Genomic DNA, 25,446 nt, shown 5'->3' with positions numbered 1-25,446 from the left:
TTGTGAGCAACATAATGCCTTTGGAGTATTTTGGATTGTAAGTTAGACTTAGTATGATGTAATCAGAATGGTAGAAGCCATTAGGTTGAACAAAATGAACCGGGGGGCGAATCAGAAGGAGGTCATCCATATCTATTGGCATGAATTGAAATATATATATTTCAAATATAAAAAGCTCGAAGTGACGTCAGTTAAATGATCTAAACAGCCGATTGAAGGCTTGCTGAGTTCTTAAATGCAGGGTGGCTTAATGGAAGTCTTAAAGTTTGGATTTGATGTTTTATTTGAACTTCTTTGTGGAGGTTATTATTATTTTTGTGGGTTGATTGTTGTTGGAGTTGTTATCGGGTGTGTTTTCCCTAGATTGCAAGAAGTGAAAATCTATCGACGAATTTTAATGTCCGCTGTGATTTTCCTTGTGATTGGATTTTTGTTTGCAGTTGGTTATTATGTTTATTTTCAGCATGAATATTATAAATTCGATCTCGATGGAGACGGATTTATTGATGAGCTTGAATATTTGAATGTGCCAAAATGGGGAAGAGAGTCGAGTGGCGCAATATTTTTGAGTTTGTGGGTGTTGTTTGGTACTTGGATGCTGCCGATTATTGGTTTTATTATTGAAATAATGTCCTCGCTTTTTGTTTTTATAATTAATAAGTCATGTTTTTTTAACAGGCACGGTAGGTTGGACTGAGCTTGCTAAGCTAAAGGGTTACCGCGATTGAATGAGCCAAGAGGGAGTCAAGACATAAAAGTTCGCTATCCATAAGGGGTTGTTATGATTGCAAGAAAAAATGTGCGAGAGTTTGATATTTATACGAGATTTGGAGTGGTTGAATGCCCATTTTCAGAGGCTGATTGTAGGCATCTGGAAATGCAACTTATGGGTAGGGTTGAATTAATAGTAATTAGTCAAATTGTTGGTGATGCTGATGTTATTAATTTGAAAATGGCAATTGAAGCTGGTGAAATTAATGTTTGTGATTTTGAAGAATTTTGTCATGGTAATGGTGAATTATTTGATCTTTATAATGCAGAATTGGCATCTGGATTTTTGGAGGCGTTTTATGGAAAAAAGATCGCATGGGTTCATTTGTGTGAGAGTGAGTTTGTTGAGTATGATTTTGGTTTAATTCTTGATTTTGTTAATGGGTTTGATTGTGTTCTTATAGACCAAGAGGTATGTGCGTGTGTTTTGAGGGATTTTTATCAGCACGGTAGGTTGGGCTGAGCTTGCGAAGTCCGACGTTTGAATGACCAAGGTTGGCCGCAAGCCGTAGAAGGTTTGCGGCCAACCTTGTTTTTGATGTGTTGAATCCGCTGCGCGGATGTTTTTTATCTGCCGCTTCCGCGCGGCGGGCGGGAAAGGGGGATACCGTATCCCCCTTTTCAATCCCCGCTCTTCCCGGAGGCGCAAGAATCCCCGCGACAACTGCCGCCATCCCGGCGCCGCCCATACGCTGCGCTCAAAAGAGGGCGGCTTGTTCCCGGGCTGGCGACAGTTGTCACGGCTTGCGCCAACGGGAACGGGTGCGTCGGTCCGATTCCGGCTGGCGATTGAACCGGTTTGCGGCCAACCTTTCCGTTTTTATTTTCGTGTCTTTTCGTGGTCAAGGCCGCCTTTGTCCGTGTCTTTCCGTGTACTTCCGTGGCCCAAAATCCAGACCGCTTGCCGCGACAAGGTTGGCCGCAAGCCGCCGTCGTGGTGCATCGCCCTGGGTGATGCACCCTACCGTGCTGCCCGGAAACCCTGACTGCAAAGCAAGAATCGGATCGTCATGCCGCTCGCGTTTGCCTACACTGTTATTTTCGCGAGGGCGTGATGATGACGGTAACGAATATGACGGGCGTGGCGGGAGTACGGCGATGACGGAGCCGCGCGACTGGTTGTGGTTGCTGCTGCTGGCGGCGATGTGGGGTGGTTCTTTCCTGTTCATGCGCGTGGCGGTGCCGGCGCTGGGGCCGTTCCCACTGATCGCGCTGCGCCTCGGCGTGGCGACGCTGGCGTTGTTGCCGCTGTTGTGGTGGCAGCCAGGCGGCTTCGGGCTGTGGCGGCAGCACTGGCGCGCCATCGCCGTGGTCGGCGTGTTCCTGTCGGCGCTGCCGTTCTGCCTGATCGCGTGGGCGACGCTGACGCTGCCGGCCGGGGTGGCGTCGGTGTTGAACGCCACCACGCCGCTGATGACCGCGCTGTGGGCGATGCCGCTGGCCGGTGAGGCGATGACGCGGCAGCGCGCCGCCGGGCTGGCGCTGGGGCTGGCCGGGGTGCTGGTGCTGACGCTGGGGCGCGGTGCGGCGTTCGGGCTGGACAGCGCGCTGCCGGTGCTGGCGATGCTGGGCGCCACCGCCTGCTACGGCTGGTCCGGGCACATGGCCAAGCGCTGGCTGCCGGGGTTGCCGCCGCTGGTGACGGCGACCGGCAGCCTGGCGTCCGGCGCCATCCTGCTGTTGCCGCTGGCACTGTGGACGTGGCCGCCGCAGGCGCCGACGGCCACGGTGTGGGGCGCGGTGCTGCTGCTGGCGCTGGCCTGTACCGCGTTTGCCTACGTGATCTTCTACCGCCTGATCGAGAAGCTGGGCGCTACCCGCGCCAGCAGCGTCACCTATCTGGTGCCGGTGTTCGGGGTGCTGTGGGGCGCGCTGTGGCTGGGCGAGGTGGTGAGCGTGGCGATGCTGGCCGGCGGTGTGCTGATCCTGGCCGGGGTGCTGCTGCTGAGCTGGCAGCGCCGCGCCTGAACGGGGCAGTGCGGGAGACGGCGATGCGCTGGCGCAGGGTGTTGGCGGTGTGGGGGCTGATCGTGGCGGCGGAGACGCTGCAAGGCGTGCTGCGCCGGCTGTGGCTGGTGCCGTGGCTGGGCGAGCCGGCGGCGCGGCAGCTGGGGGTGGTGAGCGGCGCGCTGCTGATCCTGCTGCTTACCTGGCTGACGCGGCGCTGGTTGCAGCTGCGCACGCCGGCGCAACAGCTGCAGGCCGGTGCGCTGTGGCTGCTGCTGATGCTGCTGTTCGAGTTCGGCCTCGGCACGCTGCTGGGCTATCCGTCTGAGCGGCTGCTGGCGGATTACGATCCGCGCGCCGGCGGTTATCTCGGGCTGGGCATGCTGGTGTTGCTGCTGGCGCCGTGGCTGGTCGGCCGTGGCGGCGGCCGCGATGGCGACTGACTTGCAAATTGTATATTGGAAAATAATTTATATATGAATATAATGAATTATCGACAACAAGGAGCAGGGCGATGAAACAGAATATCGGCAATACCGAACGCGTGATCCGCATCGTGGTGGGACTGGCGATCACCAGCCTCGCCTTCATCGGGCCGGCGTCGCCGTGGGCGCTGCTGGGGCTGGTGCCGGTGGCCACCGGCGTGTTCGGCTGGTGTCCGCCGTACGCGCTGCTGGGCATCAATACCTGCAAGCACAAGTCGTGAGCGCTTCGTCGCCATCATGAAAAAACCGGCCATCTCGGCCGGTTTTTGTTTGCGGGCAGCGGACGCCCTCAGCCGGCGTCGGCCAGCGTCGGCAGCGTGATCACCACCGCGAAGCCGCCGTCCGGCGGGTAGTCGAAGCGCAGGCTGCCGCCGTGCTGCGCCACCACGCGGCTGACGATGGCGAGTCCGAGGCCGCTGCCGCCGTCGCTGCCGCGGTGTGCGGCCAACCTTTCGAACGGCGTCAGCGCCGCCTGCTGCAGTTCCGGCGCGATGCCGGCGCCGCAATCGTGCACGCGCAGCTCGCAGTGGCCGGCGCCGGGCTGCAGGCTGACGCTGAACGGCGAGCGGCCGTAGCGGCGCGCGTTTTCCAGCAGGTTGGACAGCAGCCGCTGCAGCGCCAGCGCGTCGCCGTTGATGGTGGCGTCGCGGCGCTGCCAGGCAACGTCCATGTCGTCGCGGCGGAACTTGGTCAGCACGTTGTCGATCAGCTCGCCCAGCGCCAGCGGCGTCAGCGGCCGCGTTTCCTCGCTGCGTGCGAAGTCGATGAACTGGCCGACGATGCGCGACAGCTCGTCGATGTCGTTGAGCATGCCCGGCTTGTCGCCGAGGTCGTCCTGCAGCTCCACCGCCAGCTTCAGCCGCGTCAGCGGCGTGCGCAGGTCGTGCGACAGCCCGGCCAGCATCAGCCGCCGCTCACTGGCGGCCTTGTCCAGCGCCAGCGCCATGGTGTTGAAGCGCTCGATCACGTCGCGCACCTCGCGCGGGCCGCTGACCGGCACCGCCTGCGGCATGCGCCCGGCTTCGAGGTGGCGCGCGGCATTGGCCAGCCGGCTCAGCGGCCGCGTGGTGCGCCACGCCAGCGCGAAGGCGGCCAGCACCGACAGCAGCGCCACCAGTCCGGCGGCCTGCAGCGTCGGCTGCAGCGCCGGCGGCAGGTAGCGGCGCAGCGGCATCACCAGCCAGTAGTGGCTGTCCAGCACCGGTACCTTGATCCACAGCTCACGGCGTTCGGCGCGGCTCATGCGCACGCTGACCGGCTCGCCGACGGCGCTGCCCAGCCAGGCTTCCAGCGGTGCGGTAAAGGCGGGGGCGGGAAAGGTCTGTGCCGGCGCCTGTGCCAGCGGCAGCAGCCGCGGCAGGCCGGGCAGGTTGTTGCGCAGCAGGAAGGCGTCGCGCTCCGCCGCCGGCAGCCGGTCGAGCGCCTCCTCGTAGTCGGCCAGCGTGTCCAGCACCTGCGCGTACAGCTGCCGCGCCAGCAGCGCGCTTTTCTGTTGTTCGGTCAGCCACAGCGTGAACACCTGGCTGGCCAGTACCGCCAGCACCACCAGCGCCGCCAGGCGCAGGAACAGCGTGCCGCCGAAGCGCGCCAGGTTCATGTCGCTTCCCTTGCCTTGCCGTCCGGCACGAACACGTAGCCGTAGCCCCATACCGTCTGCAGATAGCGCGGCGCGCCGTCGCCGTCCTCGATCAGCTTGCGCAGCCGCGAGATGTGCACGTCGATGCTGCGATCTTGCGATTCGCCGCCGCCCTTGCCCAGCGCCAGCTCCATCAGCTGTTCGCGCGTCAGCGGCCGTCGTGGGTGGCTGGCCAGCGCCAGCAGCACCGCGTACTCGGCGGTGGTCAGCGTCACCGGCTGGCCGTCGCGCAGCAGCTCGCGCCGCGCCGGGTGCAGCTCGCAGCGGCCGAAGCCGAGTACCTGGCCGGCGTCGTGCTGCGCCATCACCACCGGCGTCTGCGCATGGCGGCGCAGCACCGCGTGGATGCGTGCCGCCAGTTCGCGCGGGTTGAACGGCTTGGCCAGGTAGTCGTCGGCGCCCATTTCCAGGCCGAGGATGCGGTCGATGTCCTCGCCGCGCGCGGTGAGCATGATCACCGGGATCTGCTCGCCCTGCGCGCGCAGGCGGCGCACCACCGCCAGCCCGTCGTCGCCGGGCATCATCACGTCCAGCACCAGCAGGTCCGGGCGGTTGCGCGCCAGCTTGCGGTCGAGGTCGCGCGCGTCCGGCAGCGTATCAACGCTGAAGCCCTGCTGCGCCAGGTAGCGCTGCAGCAGCTCGCGCAGGCGCACATCGTCGTCGACGACCAGTATCTTGTGGTTTTCCATCCGTCACATCCCGAGTCTTTATCTGCCAAGCGTAACGCGCCTGCCGCGCCAAGTCAGCCCGGATATGAACAGCCGTTAACGTGGCTGCCGTGGTTAACACCTATTAACACTTGCCGCCGCCGCAGCAATACCCGCGCAAAACCTGCCACGTACAGTCAGCTCATCCCCTTTTGATGTCGTAACCGAGGAGTCTGACCATGAATGCCAAACGTACCGTTGCCGTGACCCTGCTTGCCAGCCTGCTGGCCGGCGTATCGCTGACTGCTTTCGCCTTTGGTGGCGACGGCAAGCCGCAACGCGAGGAAATGCGCCAGAACATGCGCGCCTACCACGAGGCGGTGATGTCCGGTGCGCTGACCGACGCCGAGCTGAGCCAGCTGAAGAAGGAGCGCGACGCCGCGCACGCACAGATGCAGAAGCTACACCAGCAGCTGCAGGCCAAGACCAAGGCCTTGATCGCCAACAACGAGCGCAGCGCCAAACGCGAGACCTGGCCGGAAGCGGTGGCCGGCAAGCAGTACCGCGGCGACAAGATGCGCCACCATCGCGGTGACGGCGCCCATTGCGCCGTGCCGGCGACCCCGGCTGCCGCCAAAGGCAACTGAGCCGGGGACCTTTGAGCACACCGCCGCTGCCGGCATGGCAGTCGGGCGGTGTGCGGGATAAAATGCACGCATGAAAGCCCTTTTCCTGCTCCTGCTGGCGCTGCTGGCCGGCAATAGCGCGCTGGCTGCACCGCCCTGGCGCGTCGACAACGGCCCGCCCGCGTGGCAGGCCGAGGCGGCGCCACCGCATCGCCTGCGCGACCTGCGCCTGCGCGAGGCGGTGGAGCGCGGCGAGCTGACGCGGGAAGAGGCGCGGGCGCTGAAACGGCTGCGCCGCTGGCACTACCTGCCGCCGGATGGCGACGGCGCCGAGCGCGGCCCACGCCCGGAGCGGCGCGACAAGCCGTCACGCCACCAGCGCTGGCGCCAGCAGCAGGACGCCGAACGCGACTAGGTGCGGTGCTGGCATCAGGGAACACTAAAAAAGGTTGGCCGCATCGCTGCGGCCAACCTTTTTGCCATCCGGGCGGCGTGGCGTTCAGGGCCGCAGGATGATGGAGCCTGTGGTGCGCCGCGCTTCCAGGTCGGCGTGCGCCTGTGCCGCGTCGGCCAGCGCGTAGCGCGCCGAGGGCTGCACCTTCACCGCGCCGGCGCCGATGCGCTCGAACAGCGCCTCGGCGCTGGCTTCCAGCTCGGCGCGGGTGGCAACGTAGTCGCCCAGCTTGGGGCGGGTGAAGAACAGCGAGCCCTTCTGCGACAGCAGCAGCGGCGCGAACGGCGGCACCGCGCCGGAGGCATTGCCGAAGCTGACGAACATGCCGCGCGGCGCGAGACAGTCCAGCGACATCTCGAAGGTATCCTTGCCCACCGAGTCGTATACCACCGGCACGCCGCGGCCGCCGGTCAGCTCGCGCACCCGCGCCACCACGTCTTCCTCGCGGTAGTTGATCACCTGTTTGCAGCCCAGCCGCAGCGCGATGGCGGCCTTGTCGGCGCTGCCGACGGTGCCGATCACGTTGACGCCCAGCGAGCTGAGCCATTGCACCGCGATCTGGCCGACGCCGCCGGCGGCGGCGTGCCACAGCACGGTCTGGCCGGCCTCCACCGCGTAGGTGCGGCGGATCAGGTACTCCACGGTCATGCCCTGCAGCATCACGCAGGCGGCGGTGTCGTCGTCGATGTCGTCCGGCAGCTTCACCAGCAGCGCCGCCGGCAGCGTGCGGTACTGGCTGTAGGCGCCCTGCGCGCCGCCGGCGTAGGCGACGCGGTCGCCGACCTGCAGGTGGCTGACGCCGTCGCCGACCGCCTCCACCACGCCGGCGGCCTCGGAGCCTAGCCCGGACGGCAGCGGCAGCGGATACAAGCCGCTGCGGTAGTAGGTGTCGATGAAGTTGACGCCGATGGCGGTGTGGCGCAGCAGCACCTCACCGGCGGCCGGCGTGGGGATGGCAGCCTGTTCGGCGCGCAGGACGTCGGGGCCGCCGCAGTGCGACAGGCGGATGGTCAGGTTCATGGGGCCTCCGGAGCGTGGGGTCGGTAACAGGCGGCAGTGTGCCGCAAAGCGCACGTGGCGCGGGGGAACACAGTGTTCGCTAGAGCCTGTTCACGATCGGCTGCGACTTTATCTCAATGGGGCGATACCGCGTTGAAAACGGCTTCGGCATGCGGGTTTATATCCAGCTAAACGCCGCGCCCCCGGTTTTTGCCTTGACTTGCATGAGCGCGCGAGGTCGGAACACGGCTCTTAGCCGGCGGCCGATGCCTGGCGGCGGTAGTAGTCGTCGACAAAGCGCGCGACGCCGGGCAGCAGCTGTGGCCACGCCTGCAGGCGGTGGTCGTCGCCGTTGCGCACCAGCTGGCGGGCGCCGGCGTAGTGGCGCACCGCCTCGCGCCAGTCCAGCACTGCGTCGGCCGTGCCCAGCAGCAGGTAGTAGCGCACCGGCGTCAGCCGCGAGGGCCGCATCGCTGCCAGCTGCTGCATGTGCTCGCGGCCGAGGCGGTAGTCCTCGCCGGTGTACGGGTTGTGCAGCGGGCCGAGGAAGTGTTGCAACTCGCGCTCCGGCCAGATCGCCGGGTTGATCAGCACCGCCGGCAGCCGGTGTTGTTCGGCGAGCGCGGTGGCGTAAAAGCCGCCCAGCGAGCTGCCGATCAGCGCCGTCGGCTGCTGTTGCGCGATCAGCAACTGCAGCTGCTGCATCGCCTGTGCCGGATACGGTGACAGCTGCGGACACAGCAGCTGGCCGGCGGCCGGGTGCTGCTGCAGCCAGGCGGCGGTCTCGCGCGCCTTCAGCGATTGCGGGCCGGACTGGAAACCGTGCAGATAGAGATAACGCTGGCTCATGGCACTTGGTAAGGCTTGAGGCGGGCGGCCAGCACGCCCTGCTGTTGCAGGGTGCGGATCGCGTGGTTGAGGCTGGCCGGCGCCAGGTGCGAGCGGCGCGACAGCGCGCAGCTGAGCGGCATGCGCGACAGCACCAGCGGTTGCAGCTGCACCTGGCGCGCTTCGCGCAGATTGTTTTTCAGCCACCAGGCAAAGCTCAGCTCGTCGACCACCGCGACGTCGACCACGCCACTGGCGGCGGCGCGCAGCTGCAGGTTGGCCTGCTGCTGGTCGATGCGCTGCGCGCCGTGGGCAAAGGCGTACGCCAGTGCCGGGTAGTGGTAGCCGATCACGGTGCCGATGCGGCGGCCGTTGAGCTGGCTCAGCGAGGTGATGCGCTCGTGCAGCGTCAGCGGCGACACGAAACGCTCCACCTGCTCGGACAGCGGCAGCGACCAGTGGAAGCGTTCCGGCGCCTCCCACCACGCCGGATTGGTGTTGCACACCATGTCGATCTGGCCGTTCTGCAGGTAGCTGTCCATGCGCTTGCGCGCCAGCGGCAGGTACTGCACGCGCTGGCCGAGCTGGTGGCCGATGCTGTCCAGCAGGTCCTTCCACACCCCGCCGTCCAGCTGCAGCTGCGGGCTGTAGGAAAAGATCATCGACGGTGCTGCGTCGTTCTCGGTGACGCCGACGGTGAGGGTGTCGTCGGCGGCGGTGGCAGGCAGGGTCACGGCCAGCAGGCACAGGGCGCCGGCCAGCCGTTGCGGCCAACGGTTAGCGGTTTTTCCATTCATAGCGGTCAAGGATACGCCGGATGCTGCCGTTTTGTTCCATCTCGCCGATGGCCTGGTCGAGCCGGCTCTCGCTGTAGCGGCTGCCCGGCGACACCGCGCAGCGCGTCGGCATCACCGACACCACCAGCGGATGCAGCCGCAGGTTGGCCGCCTGCGCCGGGTTGGCGCGCGCCCAGGCGCTCATCTCCAGCTCGGAATTGATCACCACGTCGACCATGCCGGTCTGCAGCGCGCGCATCAACAGCGGCAGCCGCGGCTGGTTGACGCGGGTGGCGCGCTGGCCCTGCCACAGCGGCTCCACCGTGGTGTAGTGATAGCCGCCGATGACGCCGATGCGCTGGCCAGCCAGCTCGTCGATGCTGTCGATGGTGCGCGGGTGCGGCTTCAGCGACATCACCCGCTCGATCTGCGGGTAGAACTCGCGCGTCCAGCCGACGCGCGAGGCGCCGACATACCACGCCGGATTGGTGTTGCACACGATGTCGATGCTGCCGTTGTCGATCGACATCTCCACCCGCTTGCGCGACACCACGATGAACTCCACCGGTGCCTTCAGCGTGCGCCCCAGCTCTTCGCCCAGCTCCTTCGACAGCCCGCCGACCAGCTGGCTGCCGGCCAGCACCACGATCGGGGCGGAGTCGGAGTCGGCGACGCCGATACGCAGCGCCGGCGCGGCCTGGGTGCCGCTGGCCAGCAGGCCGGCAGCGGCAATGGTTAGCACCAGAAGTGGGGTTTTCATATGAAGCACCAGCCAGATGGTTATAAATGCTCGATCTAAGGATTCGATCTCGCAGCCGCGTGCGCAATGTTAAGATAACCGGCTCCGCATCTACGTAGTTTTACTTAAAAAAGCCGCCTTTGCCATGTCAAAAATTGCCCAGCACTCCGCCTACGACTTGCTCGCCCGCCGTATCCTGATTCTGGACGGCGGCATGGGCACCATGATCCAGCGCCACCGGCTGGAAGAGGCGGACTACCGTGGCGAGCGCTTTAGCGACTGGCCGCGCGACGTGAAGGGCAATAACGACCTGCTGGTGCTGACCCAGCCGCAGATCATTGCCGGCATCCACCAGGCCTATCTCGACGCCGGTGCCGACATCATCGAGACCAACAGCTTCAACGCCACCGCCATCGCCATGGCCGACTATGGCATGGAAGAGCTGGTGTGGGAGCTGAACTTTGCCGCCGCCAAGCTGGTAAAAGAGCTGTGCGTGGCGATGACCGCGGCCACCCCGGACAAGCCGCGCTTCTGTGCCGGCGTGCTCGGCCCCACCAGCCGCACCTGCAGCATCAGCCCGGACGTGAACGATCCGGGCTACCGCAACGTCACCTTCGACGAGCTGGTGGAGACCTACACCGAGGCCATCGACGGTCTGGTGCAAGGCGGCGCCGACTTCCTGCTGGTGGAAACCATTTTCGACACGCTGAACGCCAAGGCGGCGGTGTTCGCGATCCACAAGTATTTCGACGAGCGCCCGGACACGCTGCGGCTGCCGATCATGGTGTCCGGCACCATTACCGACCAGTCCGGCCGCACCCTGACCGGCCAGACCACCGAGGCGTTCTACAACAGCCTGTCGCACGCCAACGCGATGAGTTTCGGCCTCAACTGTGCGCTGGGTCCGGATCTGCTGCGGCCGTACGTGGAAGAAATGTCGCGCATCTCGGCCACTTTCGTGTCGGTGCACGCCAACGCCGGCCTGCCCAACCCGCTGGCCCCCACCGGCTACGACCTGACGCCGGAAGACATGGCGCCGCAGGTGCGCGAGTGGGCGGAAGCTGGCTTGGTGAACATCATCGGCGGCTGTTGCGGCACCACGCCGGAACACATCGCCGCCATCTACCAGGCGGTGAAAGACCTGCCGCCGCGGCCGCTGCCGCAGATCGAACCGAAGTGCCGGCTGTCCGGGCTGGAACCGTTCAACATCGGCGACAAGGACCTGTTCGTCAACGTCGGCGAGCGTACCAACGTCACCGGCTCCAAGGCGTTTGCCAAGCTGATCCTCAACGGCGACTACGCCACCGCGCTGGACGTGGCGCGGCAGCAGGTGGAAAACGGCGCCCAGATCATCGACATCAACATGGACGAGGGCATGCTGGACGCCCACGCAGCCATGGTGCGCTTCCTCAACCTGATCGCCGCCGAGCCGGACATCAGCCGCGTGCCGATCATGATCGACTCGTCAAAATGGGAGGTGATCGAGGCCGGCCTGAAGTGCATCCAGGGCAAGGGCATCGTCAACTCCATCTCGATGAAGGAGGGCGTCGACAAGTTCATCGAGCAGGCGCGCCTGCTGCGCCGCTACGGCGCGGCGGTGATCGTGATGGCCTTCGACGAGGTCGGCCAGGCCGACACCTACGCGCGCAAGGTCGAGATCTGCGAGAAGAGCTACCGCATCCTGGTGGATGAGGTCGGCTTCCCACCGGAAGACATCATCTTCGACCCCAACATCTTCGCGGTGGCCACCGGTATCGAGGAACACGCCCGCTACGGCCTGGACTTCATCGAGGCCACCGGCTGGATCAAGCAGAACCTGCCGCACGCCAAGATTTCCGGCGGCGTGTCCAACGTGTCGTTCTCCTTCCGCGGCAACAACAAGGTGCGCGAGGCGATCCACGCCGTGTTCCTGTACCACGCCATCAAGAACGGCATGACCATGGGCATCGTCAACGCCGGCGCGCTGGAGGTGTACGACGAGGTCGACGCGGTGCTGCGCGAGCGCATCGAGGACGTGGTGCTGATGCGCGGCGACGACATCATGGCGGTGACCGAGGCGCTGATCACGCTGGCGGAAAGCTTCCGTGGCGACGCCAAGGAAGCGAAGGGCGAAGACCTCGCCTGGCGCAGCCAGCCGGTGGAAAAACGGCTGGAGCACGCGCTGATCAAGGGCATCACCAGCTTTATCGTGGAAGACACCGAAGAGGTGCGCCTGAAGTGCGAGCGCCCGATCCACGTGATCGAAGGCCCGCTGATGGACGGCATGAACGTGGTCGGCGACCTGTTCGGCGCCGGCAAGATGTTCCTGCCGCAGGTGGTGAAATCGGCACGCGTGATGAAGGCCGCCGTCGCGCACCTGGAGCCGTTCATCGAGGAAGAAAAGATCCGTATGGGGCTGCAGGACGCGCCGGCCAAGGGCGTGATCATTATGGCCACGGTGAAGGGCGACGTGCACGACATCGGCAAGAACATCGTCGGCGTGGTGCTGCGCTGTAACAACTACAAGGTGATCGATCTGGGCGTGATGGTGCCGTGCCAGACCATTCTCGACGCCGCGCGCGAACACAAGGCCGACATCATCGGCCTGTCCGGGCTGATTACCCCCAGCCTGGAAGAAATGGCGCACGTGGCCAAGGAAATGCAGCGCCAGGGCTTCGACATCCCGCTGTTGATCGGCGGCGCCACCACCAGCCGCGTGCACACCGCGGTCAAGATCGCGCCGAACTACAGTGGCCCGGTGATCTACGTGCCGGACGCCAGCCGTGCGGTGGGCGTCTGTTCCAACCTGCTGTCCGACACCCTGCGCGACGCCTTCGTGCAGGAGGTGTCCGACGACTACGCCCGCGCCCGCGCCATCTTCGAGAGCCGCGGCGACGCCAAGCTGCTGCCGATCTCTGCCGCGCGCGAACAGCGCCACCGCATCGACTGGGCGCACTACAGCCCGCCGGTGCCGAAGTGGCTGGGCGTGCGCCGCTACGTCAATTACGACCTGGCCGAGATTGCCGAGGTGATCGATTGGACGCCGTTCTTCCAGAGCTGGGAGCTGGCCGGCCGTTATCCCGCCATTCTCAGCGACGAAGTGGTCGGCGAATCCGCCACCGCACTGTGGGTCGACGCGCAGGCGATGCTCAAGCAGATCATCGACGAGAAATGGCTGAGCGCCAACGCGGTGATCGGACTGTTCCCGGCGGTGAGCGTCAATCATGACGATATCGAGATTCTCGATCCGGCAACGCGGGCGCCGCTGCTGACCTGGGTCGGCCTGCGCCAGCAGCTGGTGAAGACCGACAAGGATGGCAACAAGAACCCGGACTGGTGTCTGGCCGACTTCATTGCGCCGCGTGACAGCGGTGTCGACGACTACATCGGCGCCTTCGCCGTCACTGGCGGCCTGGGCATCGACCCGCACGTGGCGCGCTTCGAAGCCGCCAACGACGACTACTCGGCCATCCTGCTCAAGGCGCTGGCCGACCGCTTCGCCGAGGCCTTTGCCGAGCTGATGCACCGCCGCGTGCGCACCGAGTTCTGGGGCTACGCGGCGGACGAGGCGCTGGACAACGAGGCGCTGATCGACGAGAAGTACGTCGGCATCCGCCCGGCGCCGGGCTACCCGGCCTGTCCGGACCACACCGTGAAGAAGGAGCTGTTCCAGCTGCTGGACGCGCCGGCGATCGGCATGACGCTGACCGAAGGCTACGCCATGCTGCCGACGGCGGCGGTGTCCGGCTTTTACTTCAGCCATCCGGACTCGCGCTACTTCGGCGTCGGCAAGATCAGTCGCGACCAGGTGGAAAGCTACGCGCTACGCCGCGGAGTCAGCGTGGTGCAGGCCGAACGCGACCTGGCGCCCAACCTCGGCTACAACGCCTGATCATGGCGCACTACCCGGCCCAAGGTTGGCCGCGCCGGCTGCTGGCGGCGGCGCTGCTGTGTCTGGCACTGCCGGCGCAGGCGCTGGAGTCGCCGCCGCTGCCGGTGCTGCAGGTGGCGCTGGGTGAAAACAAGCCGCCGTACATCATCGCCGACGAATCCCGCGGCATCGAGTACGAGCTGGTCAGCAGCGTGCTGCGCGCCGCCGGCTACCAGCCCAGAATCCTGCTGCTGCCCAACCAGCGCGCGCAGCAGGCGCTGGCCGACGGCCGCATCGACGCCGCCATCTCCAACGACGGTCCGTTCGTGTCCGAGCCCTACATCGCCTACCGCAATATGGCGATCACGCTGTGCCAGCGCCACCTGCAGCTGAAACACATCGCCGAGCTGGGCCAGTACCGGGTGGCGGCCTTCCACAACGCGCAGCGCTTTCTCGGCGCCGAGTTCGCGGCGATGACCAGGAGCAATGCCGCTTACGTCGAGTCGTCGCCGCAATCCATCCTCAACAACCTGCTGTTCACCGGCCGCACCGACGTGGTGATCTCCGACCTGTACATCTTCCTGCACTTCTCGATGCAGCCGGATGTGCCGCTGAACAACCGCCAGCCGCTGTGCACCCACGCGCTGTTCCCGCCGACGCAGTACGCGCTGTCCTTCCGCGACGTGCGCGCGCGTGACCGCTTCAACAAGGCGCTGCAGCAGCAGGCGCAGGCCGGGCTGTACCAGACGCTGGCGCAGCGCTACCGCCTGCCGGGGCAGAGCCAGCCGCTGTTCCGCCCGCAGCCGCCCGGCAGCAGCGCCTTGCGGCCAACCCTGGGCGCCGGCTGAGCGCCGTTCGCGGCGACAAGTCCCTGTTTCTGTAGCATAATCGCTCCCTTTTTTCGCCTGCCAGGCCGTGCCGCCTGCCTGCCGTCCTGCCTTTGTCTTGCCTGATATCGTTTGCCGCCGCCTGCCGGCGCGCACCCTGTTGCGGAGTAGCGTGTTGACCAAAATGACCCCGTCGGCGATCAAGACCGACTTTTTCAGCGGCATCACCGTGGCGCTGGCACTGGTGCCGGAGGCGATCGCCTTCGCGCTGGTCGCCCACGTCAGCCCGCTGACCGGGCTGTACGCCGCCTTTTTCCTGTGCCTGATCAGCGCCAGCTTCGGCGGCCGTCCGGGCATGATCTCCGGCGCCACCGGCGCGCTGGCGGTGGTGATGGTGTCCATCGTCACCCGCTACGGCGTGGAATACCTGTACGCCAGCGTGGTGCTGATGGGGGTGCTGCAGCTGCTGTTCGGCGCCTTCAAGCTGGGCAAGTTCATCCGCATGGTGCCGCACTCGGTGATGCTGGGCTTCGTCAACGGCCTGGCGCTGGTGATGACGGTGGCGCAGGCCGGCCATTTCAAGAGCGGCGGCCAGTGGCTGGCCGCGCCGCAGCTGGCGGTGATGGCGGTGATGGCGGCGCTGACGGTGCTGACCATGGCCATCATCTACCTGCTGCCGCGCCTGAGCCGTACCATTCCGGCGGCGCTGGCGGCGATCCTGATCGTGGCCGGCGTGGTGGCCGGCTTCGGCATCGACACCAAGACCGTCGGCGACATGGGCTCCATCGCCGGCGGCCTGCCGCAGTTCCACCTGCCGCAGGTGCCGCTGACGCTGGACACGCTCTACATCATCCTGCCGTATGCGCTGGTGCTGGCCGCCATCGGCCTGCTGGAGTCGCTGCTGACGCTGAACCTGATCGACGACATCACCGACAGCCGCGGCCAGCCCAACCGCGAGGCGCTGGCGCAGGGCGGCGGCAACGTGGTGGCCGGCCTGTTCGCCACCATGGGCGGCTGCGTGCTGATCGGGCAGAGCATGATCAACATCAACAACGGCGCCCGCCACCGCCTGTCCGGCATCGTCGCCGCGCTGTTCCTGCTCGGCTTCATCCTGTTCCTGGCGCCATGGATCGAGCAGATCCCGCTGGCGGCGCTGGTCGGGCTGATGCTGGTGGTGTCGCAGAAGACCTTTGCCTGGGGCAGCCTGCAGGTGCTGCGCAAGATCCCGCGCCAGGACGCGATCATCGTCGTCGGCGTGACGCTGATCACCGTGCTCACCGATCTGGCGGTGGCGGTGCTGTGCGGCGTGGTGTTTGCCGCGCTGGTGTTCGCCTGGCAGCACGCCAAGACCATCCGCGTCACGACCCGCACCGACGCGCAGGGCTGGAAGGTGTACGAGCTGGAGGGCAGCCTGTTCTTCGCCTCCACCGCCAACTTCAGCGAGCTGTTCGCGCCCAAGAGCGACCCCGAGCACGTGGTGATCGAGTTCCGCCGCGCGCGGGTGGTCGACCACTCCGCCATCGAGGCCATCGACGCGCTGGCCGCGCGCTACCAGCAGGCCGGCAAGACGCTGCACCTGCGCTACCTGAGCCCGGATTGCCTGGAGCTGCTGGACAAGGCCAAGGGCATGGTGGAGGTCAACCAGTTCGAGGACCCGCACTACCACATCGCCGACAACAAGCTGGGTTGAGCCGCATCGCGCACCTCCGCACCGCCACGCCGCCGCGTGGCGGTTTTTTTGCGGCCAACGTTGGCCGCGCCATGTTGCCGTCTTGTAACAGGGTGGATGCAAAACCGCAGCATGGATAAGTTGCGCTGACGCTAGGCTACAAATCGTCATGCCGCAGGGGCGGCAACAGCACAGCAAAGGACAGCAAGATGAGTCTCTCCGGCATCGCGGCAGCGGGGTCCACCGTGGCCTACGGCCTGGGCAGCGTGGGTAGCGGGGTGGTGAAGATCGCCTCCGGCGTCGGCGACATCAGCGCCGGCGCGCTGCAGGTGGCCACCGGCGTGGTCAGCGGCATCGAGGAGGGCGGCGACGCGCTGTATGGCGGTTTCTCCGCCACCGGCGCGGCGCTGGCCAGCGGCCTGCAGCTTGTCGGCGGCATCATCGACACGGTGGCCTGACGCCGGTTCACGATCGCGCGCTCACGCGAGCAGGCGGGACCCGGTGAAAACGGCTGCGGCAGGCGGGTTTATCTCCGGATAAACACCGCTGCCGCAGCCGTTTTTAATGCCGTCCCGCCCGGTCTGGAGCGCCGGGCGTGGAGTGCTGCTCAGCGGTACAGCGCCGCCAGCGTGCGCGCCGCGGCGCCGGGGTCGGCCTGTTCGAACAGGCCGCCGATCACCGCGATGGCGTCGGCGCCGGCGGCGACCACCGCCCCGGCGTTGGCGGCGGTGATGCCGCCGATGGCGACCCGCGGCACGCCGAGGCCGGCGGCGTCGGCGAACAGCGACAGCGGCGCCGCCACGGCGCCGGGCTTGGTGGCGGACGGATACACCGCGCCGAAGGCGACGTAGCTGGCGCCGGCGGCCACCGCCGCCTGTGCCAGCGCCAGGCTGTCGTAGCAGCTGGCGCCGACGATGGCGCCGGGGCCGAGCGCGGCGCGGGCGGCGGCGATGCCGGCGTCGTCGCGGCCAACGTGCACGCCGTCGGCGCCGACCGCGCGCGCCAGTTCGACATCGTCGTTGACGATGAACAGCGCATTGCGGCTGCGTGCCAGACTGACCAGGATATTGGCCTGCCACAGCCGGCGCACCGTGTCGCTGCCCTTGTTGCGGTACTGCAGGATGCGCGCGCCGCCGTCGAGCACGGCGCCGACCTGCTCGATCAGGCGCTCGCTGTCGTCGGTGTCGGGGGTGATCGCGTACAGGCCGTTAAACGTTTGCATCTTGTTCCTTGTCGGCATCGTCGTCGCCAGCGTCGTCATTGGCCCAGAACAGGCGGTCGGGAATGAACTGGCCCATGCCGGGGCGGAAGCCGTAGCGCAGCGCCTGCCAGGTGTAGTCCTGCGCCTCTTTCACCGCCTCCGGCACCGCCAGCCCGCGCGCCACCAGCCCGGCGATGGCGGCGGCGAGGGTGCAGCCGGAACCATGGAAGCTGCCGTTGAGTCTAGGCCAGGTGTCGACGCGGATTTCGCCGCCCAGGTCGTAGAGCCGGTTTTCCACGTCGCGCGTCGGCTCGTGGGTGCCGGTGATGAACACGTAGTCGCAGCCCAGCCGCGTCAGACGTTTGGCGCAGTCGGCCACCGACAGCTCTTCCTCGTCGTCGGCGTCATTGGCCGCCAGCCGCCGCGCCTCGATGCTGTTGGGGGTCAGCACGGTCACCTGCGGCAACAGCATGTCGCGCAGCACGTGGATCATGTCCTCGCGCGCCAGCTCGTCGCCGGCGCCGCTGGCCAGCACCGGATCGTAGATCAGCGGGATATCCGGGTAGTCGGCGATCAGCTCGGCGATGGCGACCACGTTATCGATGCTGCCGATCATGCCGACCTTGAACGCGGCCACCGGCATGTCTTCCAGCACCGCGCGCGCCTGGTCGAGCACCCATTCGTCGTCGATGACCATGAAGTCCTGCACGCCGCGGGTGTCCTGCACCGTGATGGCGGTGATCACCGACAGCGGATGGCAGCCCATGCTGGCCAGGGTCAGGATGTCGGCCTGGATGCCGGCGCCGCTGGTGGGATCGGCTCCCGCCAGCGTCAGCACGATAGGCGGGAGAATGATGTCTTGGCTCAAGGCTTAACCTCTCTGGTCTCACAGGATTTACAATACGGATTTTAACCGAGCGAAGGCTTAACACTATGCAAACCTGGATGTGTCTGATCTGCGGCTTTATCTACGACGAAGCGGCGGGTCGCCCGGAAGACGGCATCCCGCCCGGCACCAAGTGGGAAGATGTGCCGATGAACTGGACCTGCCCGGATTGCGACGCCCGTAAAGACGATTTCGAGATGATGGCGTTCTGAGTGACGCCGCTGCAAGAGGAAACATGAAAATGGCTAACTGGCTGACCCGGACCGGATGTGTCCTGATGCTTTCCGCGGCTGTTGCCGGCTGTGTCAACACCACCGCCACCGGCGCCGTAGGTGCCAGCCGCAAGCAGCTGATGCTGCTGTCGCCGCAGGAAGTGGAGCAGGCCTCCGCGCAATCCTATGTGCAGGAAGTGGGCAAGGCGCGTAGCGCCGGCACGCTCAACACCGACGCCGCGCTGACCGCCCGCGTGCGCGCGGTGTCGCAACGCCTGATCGCGCAGGTGCCGGTGTTCCGCGCCGACGCGCGCAGCTGGAAGTGGGAAGTGAACGTCACCCAGTCCGACGACCTGAACGCCTACGCGATGGCCGGCGGCAAGATCATGGTCTACAGCGGCATCGTCAACCGCCTGCGCCTGAGCGACGACGAGATGGCGGCCATCATCGGCCACGAGATCTCGCACGCGCTGCGCGAACACTCGCGCGAGACCATGAGCCAGGCCTACGCACAGCAGATGGGCCTCGGCATCGTCGGCCAGCTGGCCGGCCTGTCGCAAGGCTCGATGGAACTGGCCGCGATCGCCACCGACGTGGCGCTGACCAAGCCCAACAGCCGCACCATGGAATCCGAGGCCGACATCATCGGCCTGGAGCTGATGGCGCGCGCCGGCTACAACCCGAACGCGGCGGTGACGCTGTGGCAGAAGATGATGCAGAACGGTGCCGGCACCGGCCCGAGCTTCCTGTCCACCCACCCGTCCGGCCCGGCGCGTATCGACGAGCTGCAACGCCAGATCCCGCGCGTGCTGCCTCTGTACAACGCCGCCCGCAAGGCGCGCTGAGCGATGTCGCCGTCACTTGATGCCGCGCTGCTGCACCAGCTGGAGCAGCACGCGCTGGCGCTGCCCGACGTGGTGCTCGACATCAAGTGGGGCGGCGTGCGCGTGCTGCAGATCGAAGGCAAGATGTTCGCCACCTTCCACGATGGCGGCGTCGCGTTCAAGGTCGACGCCGACGACTTTCTCGCGCTGTGCGACCTGCCCGGCGTCACCCCGGCGCCCTACCTGGCACGTGCGCGCTGGATCAAGCTGCACACGCTGCAGAGCTTCAGCGTGGCGCAAATCGAGGCCAGGTTGGCCGCAGCACGTATCATCGTGCTTTCCCGGCTGTCAAAAGCCACCCGCGCGCAATACGGACTCTGAATGACCTACCTCTATCTCAAGGCCTTCCACCTGTTCTTCGTGGTGTCCTGGTTCGCCGGCCTGTTCTACCTGCCCCGGTTGTACGTTAACCTGGCGCTGGCCGAGCCGGGCAAGGAATACGACCGCCTGCTGCTGATGGCGTTCAAGCTGTTCCGCTTCATGACGCCGCTGGCGGTGCTGGCGCTGGCGCTCGGCCTGCTGCTGTGGCTGGGCTATGGCGTTAGCGGCGGCTGGCTGCACGCCAAGCTGGCGCTGGTGGCGGTACTGGTCGGCTACCACGGCTACTGCTACCGGCTGCTGCAGGACTTCGTGCAGCAGCGCAATCGCCGGAGCCACGTCTGGTTCCGATTCTTCAACGAAGTACCGGTACTGCTGCTGCTGGCAGTGCTGATCCTGGTGGTGGTGAAACCGTTTTGATCAAGCTCCTGCTTCCCCTCGCGCTGGCCGCGCTGCTGACCGGCTGCCAGCAAGACTGCGACGGTCACGTCTACGTGCTGGCCCAGGGTCTGGCCGCCGGCGACAGCGTGCCCGGCAAGATGAGCCCGGCCCAGCTGCCGGCCGGCTTCCCGCGCGGCCAGTTGTCGTCCGATGGTTCCTACGCCGGGCGCAAAGCCTATTGCAACGTCACCGCCGCGCGCAGCGACTACGTCGACAGCGCCCGTGCCGGTCGCATCGCCGTGCCCGGCGCCTGGTCGGTATGGCAGACCGACGCGCGCTGGCCGGACGACGTGCACCCCTATCGCCCCGCGGACTGGCGCCTGAAGGCACCGGCCCGCCTCGTCAAGGAAATGGAAAAACACAATGGCAGTGGAAATTGAACGCCGCTTCAAGGTAAACGGTGACGCCTGGCGCGGTCTGGCCGAGGGCGTGCGCTACCGTCAGGGCTACCTGTCGGTGGAAAAGGAACGCACCGTGCGCGTGCGCGTGGTCGGCGACCAGGCGTGGCTGACGCTGAAAGGCCAGATCAGCGACATCAGCCGCCACGAGTTCGAATACCTGATCCCGGTGGCGGAGGCGCAGACCATCATGGATGCGATGTGCCCGATGGTGGTGGACAAGCTGCGCTACCGCATCGACTTCGGCGGCTTTGTGTGGGAGGTGGACGAGTTCTTCGGCGCCAACGCCGGGCTGGTGCTGGCGGAGATCGAGCTGCCGTCGGAAGACACCGCCTTCGACAAGCCGGCATGGATCGGCGAGGAAGTGACTTTTGATGGCCGCTTTACCAACGCTTATCTGTCGAAGCATCCGTTTGGGTCGTGGTAAGCGGCTGAGGCGGCGGCCGAGGTTGGCCGCAAGGTGAGGTGAACAAGGGCAAGCCGGCTGGCTTGCCCTTTTGTCATATCTGGTTAGTATTCACTTGTCCAATCAACCTCGGCACAGCCCAAGGACGAACTGTGAGCACAAGCAAACCTATCGGCATCCTGCTGTCTCTGCTGTTATCGGGAAGCGTATTGGCGGATGAACCAGAAATTAGCAACTACTCGGGAAGGGTTACCTTCTCTGCCAACGCAGCAGATCAGCTTGGCTATGACTGCTTCAGTCAACATGCCCGACATTATCTATTGACGGAACTTCCACTCTTTTTCTCATCCGAGTTTGCCAAACATGGCCTGCTGTTTGGGCAGGATGCCGGTACGTATCGGATAGCCCTGATCATTGATGAGAGTTCGATTATTCGGGGTCACAAAACACTCGGAACGGACGAAAACTCCCGCGTGGTACAAACCATACTCAAGCTCGGTGCTTTGCCCAAACTCGGTGAAGAGAACAAGTGTGTTGCCGGCAACGCATACATCTATACCATCGACATTCGCTGAGCCGATAAGCCTCACCCATCAAGGAATGGTGCCACATGCACCGATTATTGCTGCTACTGCTGTTGCTTGGCACGCTAGCTTGGGTTGATCTTGCGAAGCCCAAATCTAGGCCAATCACGCTATGCTGATCCATGACGCTTCCCTTCATTCAAGTGACGGTGACACTTCACTTTGGCACCTAGATGCCGCAGAAGAGAGGCGTCCATTTCATTAACGTTCACCGAGATGGAATGACCAAGGTTGGCCGCAAGCCGTTTCGGGTTTGCGGCCAACCTTGTTTTGTCTGATGACTCCGCTGCGCGGATGTTCTTTATCTGCCGCTTTCCGCGCGGCGGCGGGGCACTTTCTTTTGCTTCGCCAAAAGAAAGTACCCAAAGAAAAGGCGACCCGACGGCGCAGGAATTCCCGTAAAACCGTCCGCCATCCCGGCGCCGCCCATCCGCTGCGCTCAAAAAGGGGCGGCTTGTTCCCGGGCTGGCGGACGGTTTTACGGCCTGCGCCAACGGGATGGGTGGCGTCGGCCACTCGTAGCCTGGATAAGCCGCAGGCGCATCCGGGGAACGCGGTAGCTTGGGCTGAGCTGACGAAGCCCAGCGTTCACAGCGATGGAATGACCAAGGTTGGCCGCACGCCGTTTCTGGTTTGCGGCCAACCTTGTTTTGTCTGCGGACTCCGCTGTGCGGATGATGTTTGTCTGGCGCTTTCCGCTTTCCGCTATCGACCGGCGGTGCGTCGTGTCGCTCTACTGTTATTGCATGATGAAAGACAGATTTTTGCCTGCATGGCATTTGTATTTGTGTTACGGCTGGGCATTACTGTGAAGGGGACACTTCACGGGGGCTTGCATCATGTCACGTACCACGCTTCTGGCCGGCACGCTGCTGGCTTCCATGCTGGCGGCGCCGCTGGCGCAGGCCAGCCATGCCTGGGGCAATTACCATTGGGCCCGCACCGGCAACCCGTTTACCGTGCCGCTGGGCAATAACGTCGACGGCAACTGGCTGGAGTTCTTCAAAACGGCGGCGGCGGACTGGACCAGTTCCTCGGTGCTGGACACCGAGATGGTGACCGGAGGCACCACCGCCAAGCGCTGCCGGCCGACGAGCGGCCGGGTCGAGGTCTGCAATTCGGCGTACGGCAATAACGGCTGGCTGGGGCTGGCGCAGATCTGGGCCAGCGGCAGCCATATCGTGCAGGGCACCACCAAGCTCAACGACAGCTACTTCAAGACCGCCAGCTACAACACGCCGGCCTGGCGCCAGCTGGTGATGTGCCAGGAGGTCGGCCACAATTTCGGGCTGGGGCATCAGGACGAGAACTTCAACAATGAAAACCTCGGCTCCTGCATGGACTACACCCGCAGCCCGGACAGCAACCAGCATCCCAATGCCCACGACTATGCGCAGCTGGAGGCCATTTACAGCCACGACGACGACAGCACCTCGCTGGCGGCGATGCCGGCGGCGATGGCCAATCTGGAGCTGGCGACCCGCGGCCAGTGGGGGCGGCTGTTGCGCAGCCAGCGTGGCGGCATGGTGGAAACCTACGTGCAGGATTTCGGCCACGGCTGGCGCGTGTATACGCACGTGTTCTGGGCGGTGGAGCGCGGCCAGCGGCCGCATGACTGAGCCACTTCGCCACGCGGGCTGAATCATCGCATCTGGCAGGCAAGGTTGGCCGCAAGCCGTGCCGGGTTTGCGGCCAACGTGCGTTCAGGCTGCTGCGCGTTTCCGGCTATCATCACCGGTACCCGCCGGCTGTCAGGCCGGCGCGGCCACCCGTCCGATAGCTGAAGGAAGCCCGCGATGCCCTACGTTGCCACTTACCCCGCCGCCGCACCCGAGCGCGCCAGTCTCGACGCCAGCACCGGTACGCTGCTGCTGGAGTTCGGCGTCGACTGGTGCCCGCACTGCCAGGCGGCGCAGCCGGCGATCGCGCAGGCGCTGGCGGCGCAGCCGGCGCTGACCCACATCAAGGTGGAGGACGGTGCCGGGCGGCGGCTGGGGCGCAGCTTCCGCGTCAAGCTGTGGCCGACGCTGATCCTGCTGCGCGACGGGGTGGAGGTCGGACGCGTGGTGCGACCGCTGACGGTGGACGAGGTGGCGCCGCTGCTGGCGCCGTGACGCGGTGATCTTGTCTCTTGCTGATGGCTGGCGGTGTGTTGCCCTGCGGGTGACGCACCCTACCGTTCGGGCTGGCGATTGAACCGGTTTGCGGCCAACCTTGTTTTCGCGTTCTTTCGCGGGTGTCGTGGCCAAAGCCGCCTTGGCCTTTGTCCATGTTTTTCCGTGGCATGAATCAAGACCGTTGACCGCGACAAGCCCGGCCGCCCGCCGCCATCGCGCTGGCCGAACGCTGCGTTTCTGCCCGGTGGTGGCCTTGCGCGGCGATTTGCCGGACAATCCTGCCTCGATAACAGACGCCCGCGTAGGGCGCACGCTTCTGGATACAGGTCAACGCCGCGACGCGTGCGCTGCCGTATCGTGACCGACAGGATTTTGCCGGGCTGCCACGGGCGGCCCGTTGCCCATTAGCCAGCGCGGCGTGCGACGCCGCCAGAAAGGAAAACGATGTCCCGCAATCTCGAACTGTTTGAACGTGGCAAGCAAGTGATCCCCGGCGGCGTCAATTCGCCGGTGCGTGCCTTTGGCCAGGTCGGCGGTACGCCGCGCTTCGTCAAGCGCGCCGAGGGCGCCTATTTCTGGGATGCCGACGACAAGCAGTACCTGGACTACGTCGGCAGCTGGGGCCCGGCCATTCTCGGCCACGCCCATCCCGAGGTGGTGAAGGCGGTGCAGGATGCGGCCGTCGGCGGCCTGTCCTTCGGTGCGCCGACCGAGGGCGAGGTCGAGATCGCCGAGGAAATCTGCAAGCTGCTGCCGTCGGTGGAGCAGGTGCGGCTGGTGTCCTCCGGCACCGAGGCGACGATGACGGCGATTCGCCTCGCGCGCGGCTTTACCGGCCGCGACCTGATCGTGAAGTTCGAGGGCTGCTACCACGGCCACTCCGACAGCCTGCTGGTCAAGGCCGGCTCCGGCCTGCTGACCTTCGGCAACCCGTCCTCCGGCGGCGTGCCGGCCGACTGCACCAAGCACACGCTGGTGCTGCAGTACAACGACGTGCAGCAGCTGGCCGACACCTTCAAGGAGCTGGGCGACAAGATCGCCGGCGTGATCCTGGAGCCGATCGCCGGCAACATGAACCTGATCAAGCCGTCGGCCGAGTTCGTGCAGGCACTGCGCGCGCTGACCGAGCAGTACGGCGCGGTGCTGATTTACGACGAGGTGATGACCGGCTTCCGCGTGGCGCTGGGCTGCGCGCAGGGCCTGCACGGCATCACGCCGGACCTGACCACGCTGGGCAAGGTGGTCGGCGGCGGCATGCCGCTGGCGGCCTTCGGCGGCCGCGCCGACATCATGGGCAAGATCGCGCCGCTGGGGAATGTGTACCAGGCCGGCACGCTGTCCGGTAACCCGCTGTCGGTGGCCGCCGGTCTCGCGACCTTGCGCCTGATTCAGCAGCCGGGCTTCCACGACACCCTCGGCCGCCGCAGCGCGCGCCTGGCCGCCGGCCTCGCCGACGCCGCGCGCGACGCCGGTATCGCCATGACCACCGACAGCGTCGGCGGCATGTTCGGCTTCTACTTCAGCGACACGGTGCCGGCCAGCTACGCCGAGGCGACGCGTTGCGACATCACCCGCTTCAAGGCCTTCTTCCACGCGATGCTGGACGAGGGCGTGTACCTGGCGCCGTCGGCCTACGAGGCCGGTTTCATCTCCATCGCCCACACCGACGAGCTGGTCGAGCAGACCATCTCCGCCGCACGCCGTGCGCTGAGCCGCGTATAATCTTGCCCTGCCCAAGGTTGGCC

29 protein-coding genes are annotated in these 25,446 nt (G+C 65.4%); 21 read left to right on the top strand and 8 right to left on the bottom strand.

The window, feature by feature from the left end; all coding sequences use genetic code 11:
* Positions 1 to 250 precede the first annotated feature (250 nt).
* From PQU89_RS09650 to PQU89_RS09630, 5 genes are all read left to right on the top strand, one after another.
* Positions 251 to 697 carry a hypothetical protein gene (locus tag PQU89_RS09650; protein ID WP_272765630.1) on the top strand — a complete coding sequence of 149 codons (447 nt, stop codon included), beginning with the start codon at positions 251 to 253 and terminating at the stop codon, positions 695 to 697.
* 84 nt (positions 698 to 781) lie between these two features.
* Entirely contained in the window at positions 782 to 1,234 is a 453-nt protein-coding gene (locus tag PQU89_RS09645) for a hypothetical protein (RefSeq protein ID WP_272765629.1), read from the top strand.
* Between the two features lie 635 nt (positions 1,235 to 1,869).
* On the top strand, positions 1,870 to 2,739 hold the full coding sequence (locus PQU89_RS09640; protein WP_272765628.1) for a DMT family transporter: 870 nt from the start codon (positions 1,870 to 1,872) through the stop codon (positions 2,737 to 2,739).
* 23 nt (positions 2,740 to 2,762) lie between these two features.
* Positions 2,763 to 3,161 carry a hypothetical protein gene (locus PQU89_RS09635; protein ID WP_272765627.1) on the top strand — a complete coding sequence of 133 codons (399 nt, stop codon included), beginning with the start codon at positions 2,763 to 2,765 and terminating at the stop codon, positions 3,159 to 3,161.
* Positions 3,162 to 3,232: 71 nt separating this feature from the next.
* Positions 3,233 to 3,424: a YgaP family membrane protein gene (locus PQU89_RS09630; RefSeq protein ID WP_047967753.1), complete on the top strand. Its 192-nt coding sequence runs from the start codon at positions 3,233 to 3,235 to the stop codon at positions 3,422 to 3,424.
* A 68-nt stretch (positions 3,425 to 3,492) separates the two neighbouring features.
* Here PQU89_RS09630 and PQU89_RS09625 read toward each other — a convergent pair whose 3' ends face one another.
* Together PQU89_RS09625 and PQU89_RS09620 are read right to left on the bottom strand one after the other, a co-directional pair.
* Positions 3,493 to 4,800, bottom strand: a complete 1,308-nt coding sequence (locus PQU89_RS09625; RefSeq protein ID WP_272765626.1) for an ATP-binding protein — start codon at positions 4,798 to 4,800, stop codon at positions 3,493 to 3,495.
* On the bottom strand, positions 4,797 to 5,528 hold the full coding sequence (locus PQU89_RS09620) for a response regulator (protein ID WP_272765625.1): 732 nt from the start codon (positions 5,526 to 5,528) through the stop codon (positions 4,797 to 4,799). Before PQU89_RS09620 ends, PQU89_RS09625 begins: the two co-directional genes overlap by 4 nt.
* Before the next feature lie 197 nt (positions 5,529 to 5,725).
* Here PQU89_RS09620 and PQU89_RS09615 point away from each other — a divergent pair, with 197 nt between their 5' ends.
* Both PQU89_RS09615 and PQU89_RS09610 read left to right on the top strand, forming a co-directional pair.
* On the top strand, positions 5,726 to 6,133 hold the full coding sequence (locus tag PQU89_RS09615; protein ID WP_272765624.1) for a hypothetical protein: 408 nt from the start codon (positions 5,726 to 5,728) through the stop codon (positions 6,131 to 6,133).
* Positions 6,134 to 6,203: 70 nt separating this feature from the next.
* On the top strand, positions 6,204 to 6,527 hold the full coding sequence (locus tag PQU89_RS09610) for a hypothetical protein (protein ID WP_272765623.1): 324 nt from the start codon (positions 6,204 to 6,206) through the stop codon (positions 6,525 to 6,527).
* An 84-nt stretch (positions 6,528 to 6,611) separates the two neighbouring features.
* Here the strand turns inward: PQU89_RS09610 and PQU89_RS09605 are convergent, their stop codons facing one another.
* From PQU89_RS09605 to PQU89_RS09590, 4 genes are all read right to left on the bottom strand, one after another.
* Positions 6,612 to 7,586, bottom strand: a complete 975-nt coding sequence (locus PQU89_RS09605; RefSeq protein WP_272765622.1) for a quinone oxidoreductase family protein — start codon at positions 7,584 to 7,586, stop codon at positions 6,612 to 6,614.
* 231 nt (positions 7,587 to 7,817) lie between these two features.
* On the bottom strand, positions 7,818 to 8,414 hold the full coding sequence (locus PQU89_RS09600) for a YqiA/YcfP family alpha/beta fold hydrolase (RefSeq protein WP_272765621.1): 597 nt from the start codon (positions 8,412 to 8,414) through the stop codon (positions 7,818 to 7,820).
* Positions 8,411 to 9,190: a substrate-binding periplasmic protein gene (locus PQU89_RS09595; RefSeq protein ID WP_272765620.1), complete on the bottom strand. Its 780-nt coding sequence runs from the start codon at positions 9,188 to 9,190 to the stop codon at positions 8,411 to 8,413. The genes PQU89_RS09600 and PQU89_RS09595 overlap by 4 nt, the downstream gene beginning before the upstream one ends.
* Positions 9,171 to 9,929, bottom strand: coding sequence for a substrate-binding periplasmic protein (locus tag PQU89_RS09590; protein WP_272765619.1), 759 nt, complete (start codon positions 9,927 to 9,929; stop codon positions 9,171 to 9,173). Before PQU89_RS09590 ends, PQU89_RS09595 begins: the two co-directional genes overlap by 20 nt.
* Before the next feature lie 124 nt (positions 9,930 to 10,053).
* On the opposite strand from PQU89_RS09590, the gene metH reads away from it, so the two are divergent.
* From metH to PQU89_RS09570, 4 genes are all read left to right on the top strand, one after another.
* Entirely contained in the window at positions 10,054 to 13,779 is a 3,726-nt protein-coding gene (metH, locus tag PQU89_RS09585; protein ID WP_272765618.1) for a methionine synthase, read from the top strand.
* Between the two features lie 2 nt (positions 13,780 to 13,781).
* Entirely contained in the window at positions 13,782 to 14,606 is an 825-nt protein-coding gene (locus PQU89_RS09580; protein ID WP_272765617.1) for a substrate-binding periplasmic protein, read from the top strand.
* A 163-nt stretch (positions 14,607 to 14,769) separates the two neighbouring features.
* Complete coding sequence (locus PQU89_RS09575) at positions 14,770 to 16,275, top strand: SulP family inorganic anion transporter (protein ID WP_272765790.1); 1,506 nt, start codon at positions 14,770 to 14,772, stop codon at positions 16,273 to 16,275.
* A gap of 188 nt (positions 16,276 to 16,463) precedes the next feature.
* Entirely contained in the window at positions 16,464 to 16,712 is a 249-nt protein-coding gene (locus PQU89_RS09570) for a hypothetical protein (RefSeq protein WP_272765616.1), read from the top strand.
* Positions 16,713 to 16,861: 149 nt separating this feature from the next.
* Here PQU89_RS09570 and thiE read toward each other — a convergent pair whose 3' ends face one another.
* Positions 16,862 to 17,476 (bottom strand): thiamine phosphate synthase, encoded by a 615-nt coding sequence (gene thiE, locus PQU89_RS09565; RefSeq protein ID WP_272765615.1) that lies wholly within the window; start codon positions 17,474 to 17,476, stop codon positions 16,862 to 16,864.
* Positions 17,463 to 18,323, bottom strand: a complete 861-nt coding sequence (thiD, locus tag PQU89_RS09560) for a bifunctional hydroxymethylpyrimidine kinase/phosphomethylpyrimidine kinase (protein ID WP_272756318.1) — start codon at positions 18,321 to 18,323, stop codon at positions 17,463 to 17,465. Before thiD ends, thiE begins: the two co-directional genes overlap by 14 nt.
* A gap of 65 nt (positions 18,324 to 18,388) precedes the next feature.
* On the opposite strand from thiD, the gene PQU89_RS09555 reads away from it, so the two are divergent.
* The 10 genes from PQU89_RS09555 (at position 18,389) to hemL (ending at position 25,423) form a co-directional block, all read left to right on the top strand.
* Entirely contained in the window at positions 18,389 to 18,553 is a 165-nt protein-coding gene (locus PQU89_RS09555; RefSeq protein ID WP_047968505.1) for a rubredoxin, read from the top strand.
* A 65-nt stretch (positions 18,554 to 18,618) separates the two neighbouring features.
* Positions 18,619 to 19,398 (top strand): M48 family metallopeptidase, encoded by a 780-nt coding sequence (locus PQU89_RS09550; RefSeq protein ID WP_272765614.1) that lies wholly within the window; start codon positions 18,619 to 18,621, stop codon positions 19,396 to 19,398.
* A gap of 3 nt (positions 19,399 to 19,401) precedes the next feature.
* Positions 19,402 to 19,758: an MmcQ/YjbR family DNA-binding protein gene (locus tag PQU89_RS09545; RefSeq protein WP_272765613.1), complete on the top strand. Its 357-nt coding sequence runs from the start codon at positions 19,402 to 19,404 to the stop codon at positions 19,756 to 19,758.
* Positions 19,759 to 20,175, top strand: a complete 417-nt coding sequence (locus PQU89_RS09540; protein WP_272765612.1) for a CopD family protein — start codon at positions 19,759 to 19,761, stop codon at positions 20,173 to 20,175.
* Positions 20,172 to 20,576: a DVU_2496 family lipoprotein gene (locus tag PQU89_RS09535; protein WP_272765611.1), complete on the top strand. Its 405-nt coding sequence runs from the start codon at positions 20,172 to 20,174 to the stop codon at positions 20,574 to 20,576. Before PQU89_RS09540 ends, PQU89_RS09535 begins: the two co-directional genes overlap by 4 nt.
* Positions 20,560 to 21,021 (top strand): CYTH domain-containing protein, encoded by a 462-nt coding sequence (locus PQU89_RS09530; protein ID WP_272765610.1) that lies wholly within the window; start codon positions 20,560 to 20,562, stop codon positions 21,019 to 21,021. The genes PQU89_RS09535 and PQU89_RS09530 overlap by 17 nt, the downstream gene beginning before the upstream one ends.
* 131 nt (positions 21,022 to 21,152) lie before the next feature.
* Positions 21,153 to 21,575, top strand: coding sequence for a hypothetical protein (locus tag PQU89_RS09525; protein ID WP_272765609.1), 423 nt, complete (start codon positions 21,153 to 21,155; stop codon positions 21,573 to 21,575).
* Between the two features lie 848 nt (positions 21,576 to 22,423).
* Entirely contained in the window at positions 22,424 to 23,203 is a 780-nt protein-coding gene (locus PQU89_RS09520) for a zinc metalloprotease (RefSeq protein WP_272765608.1), read from the top strand.
* A 177-nt stretch (positions 23,204 to 23,380) separates the two neighbouring features.
* Positions 23,381 to 23,698, top strand: a complete 318-nt coding sequence (locus PQU89_RS09515) for a thioredoxin family protein (RefSeq protein WP_272765607.1) — start codon at positions 23,381 to 23,383, stop codon at positions 23,696 to 23,698.
* Between the two features lie 447 nt (positions 23,699 to 24,145).
* Entirely contained in the window at positions 24,146 to 25,423 is a 1,278-nt protein-coding gene (gene hemL, locus PQU89_RS09510; protein ID WP_272765606.1) for a glutamate-1-semialdehyde 2,1-aminomutase, read from the top strand.
* Positions 25,424 to 25,446: the final 23 nt, after the last annotated feature.

The sequence above is a fragment of the Vogesella indigofera genome, from assembly GCF_028548395.1.
Taxonomy (GTDB): domain Bacteria; phylum Pseudomonadota; class Gammaproteobacteria; order Burkholderiales; family Chromobacteriaceae; genus Vogesella; species Vogesella indigofera_A.
The sequence above is the reverse complement of the archived record's forward strand: the minus strand, read 5'-3'. Positions and strand labels throughout refer to the sequence as shown.

Bases quoted from the DNA above. Each gene is read 5' to 3' on its own strand.
- PQU89_RS09600 (WP_272765621.1), bottom strand. From the start codon at position 8,414: ATGAGCCAGCGTTATCTCTATCTGCACGGTTTCCAGTCCGGCCCGCAA.
- PQU89_RS09595 (WP_272765620.1), bottom strand. From the start codon at position 9,190: ATGAATGGAAAAACCGCTAACCGTTGGCCGCAACGGCTGGCCGGCGCC.
- PQU89_RS09570 (WP_272765616.1), top strand. From the start codon at position 16,464: ATGAGTCTCTCCGGCATCGCGGCAGCGGGGTCCACCGTGGCCTACGGC.
- PQU89_RS09520 (WP_272765608.1), top strand. From the start codon at position 22,424: ATGTCACGTACCACGCTTCTGGCCGGCACGCTGCTGGCTTCCATGCTG.
- PQU89_RS09615 (WP_272765624.1), top strand. From the start codon at position 5,726: ATGAATGCCAAACGTACCGTTGCCGTGACCCTGCTTGCCAGCCTGCTG.
- PQU89_RS09645 (WP_272765629.1), top strand. From the start codon at position 782: ATGATTGCAAGAAAAAATGTGCGAGAGTTTGATATTTATACGAGATTT.
- PQU89_RS09515 (WP_272765607.1), top strand. From the start codon at position 23,381: ATGCCCTACGTTGCCACTTACCCCGCCGCCGCACCCGAGCGCGCCAGT.
- PQU89_RS09540 (WP_272765612.1), top strand. From the start codon at position 19,759: ATGACCTACCTCTATCTCAAGGCCTTCCACCTGTTCTTCGTGGTGTCC.
- PQU89_RS09625 (WP_272765626.1), bottom strand. From the start codon at position 4,800: ATGAACCTGGCGCGCTTCGGCGGCACGCTGTTCCTGCGCCTGGCGGCG.
- hemL (WP_272765606.1), top strand. From the start codon at position 24,146: ATGTCCCGCAATCTCGAACTGTTTGAACGTGGCAAGCAAGTGATCCCC.
- PQU89_RS09590 (WP_272765619.1), bottom strand. From the start codon at position 9,929: ATGAAAACCCCACTTCTGGTGCTAACCATTGCCGCTGCCGGCCTGCTG.
- PQU89_RS09620 (WP_272765625.1), bottom strand. From the start codon at position 5,528: ATGGAAAACCACAAGATACTGGTCGTCGACGACGATGTGCGCCTGCGC.
- PQU89_RS09580 (WP_272765617.1), top strand. From the start codon at position 13,782: ATGGCGCACTACCCGGCCCAAGGTTGGCCGCGCCGGCTGCTGGCGGCG.
- PQU89_RS09575 (WP_272765790.1), top strand. From the start codon at position 14,770: ATGACCCCGTCGGCGATCAAGACCGACTTTTTCAGCGGCATCACCGTG.
- PQU89_RS09605 (WP_272765622.1), bottom strand. From the start codon at position 7,586: ATGAACCTGACCATCCGCCTGTCGCACTGCGGCGGCCCCGACGTCCTG.
- PQU89_RS09650 (WP_272765630.1), top strand. From the start codon at position 251: ATGGAAGTCTTAAAGTTTGGATTTGATGTTTTATTTGAACTTCTTTGT.
- PQU89_RS09545 (WP_272765613.1), top strand. From the start codon at position 19,402: ATGTCGCCGTCACTTGATGCCGCGCTGCTGCACCAGCTGGAGCAGCAC.
- PQU89_RS09640 (WP_272765628.1), top strand. From the start codon at position 1,870: ATGACGGAGCCGCGCGACTGGTTGTGGTTGCTGCTGCTGGCGGCGATG.
- thiE (WP_272765615.1), bottom strand. From the start codon at position 17,476: ATGCAAACGTTTAACGGCCTGTACGCGATCACCCCCGACACCGACGAC.
- metH (WP_272765618.1), top strand. From the start codon at position 10,054: ATGTCAAAAATTGCCCAGCACTCCGCCTACGACTTGCTCGCCCGCCGT.
- PQU89_RS09630 (WP_047967753.1), top strand. From the start codon at position 3,233: ATGAAACAGAATATCGGCAATACCGAACGCGTGATCCGCATCGTGGTG.
- PQU89_RS09610 (WP_272765623.1), top strand. From the start codon at position 6,204: ATGAAAGCCCTTTTCCTGCTCCTGCTGGCGCTGCTGGCCGGCAATAGC.
- PQU89_RS09550 (WP_272765614.1), top strand. From the start codon at position 18,619: ATGCTTTCCGCGGCTGTTGCCGGCTGTGTCAACACCACCGCCACCGGC.
- PQU89_RS09555 (WP_047968505.1), top strand. From the start codon at position 18,389: ATGCAAACCTGGATGTGTCTGATCTGCGGCTTTATCTACGACGAAGCG.
- PQU89_RS09530 (WP_272765610.1), top strand. From the start codon at position 20,560: ATGGCAGTGGAAATTGAACGCCGCTTCAAGGTAAACGGTGACGCCTGG.
- PQU89_RS09635 (WP_272765627.1), top strand. From the start codon at position 2,763: ATGCGCTGGCGCAGGGTGTTGGCGGTGTGGGGGCTGATCGTGGCGGCG.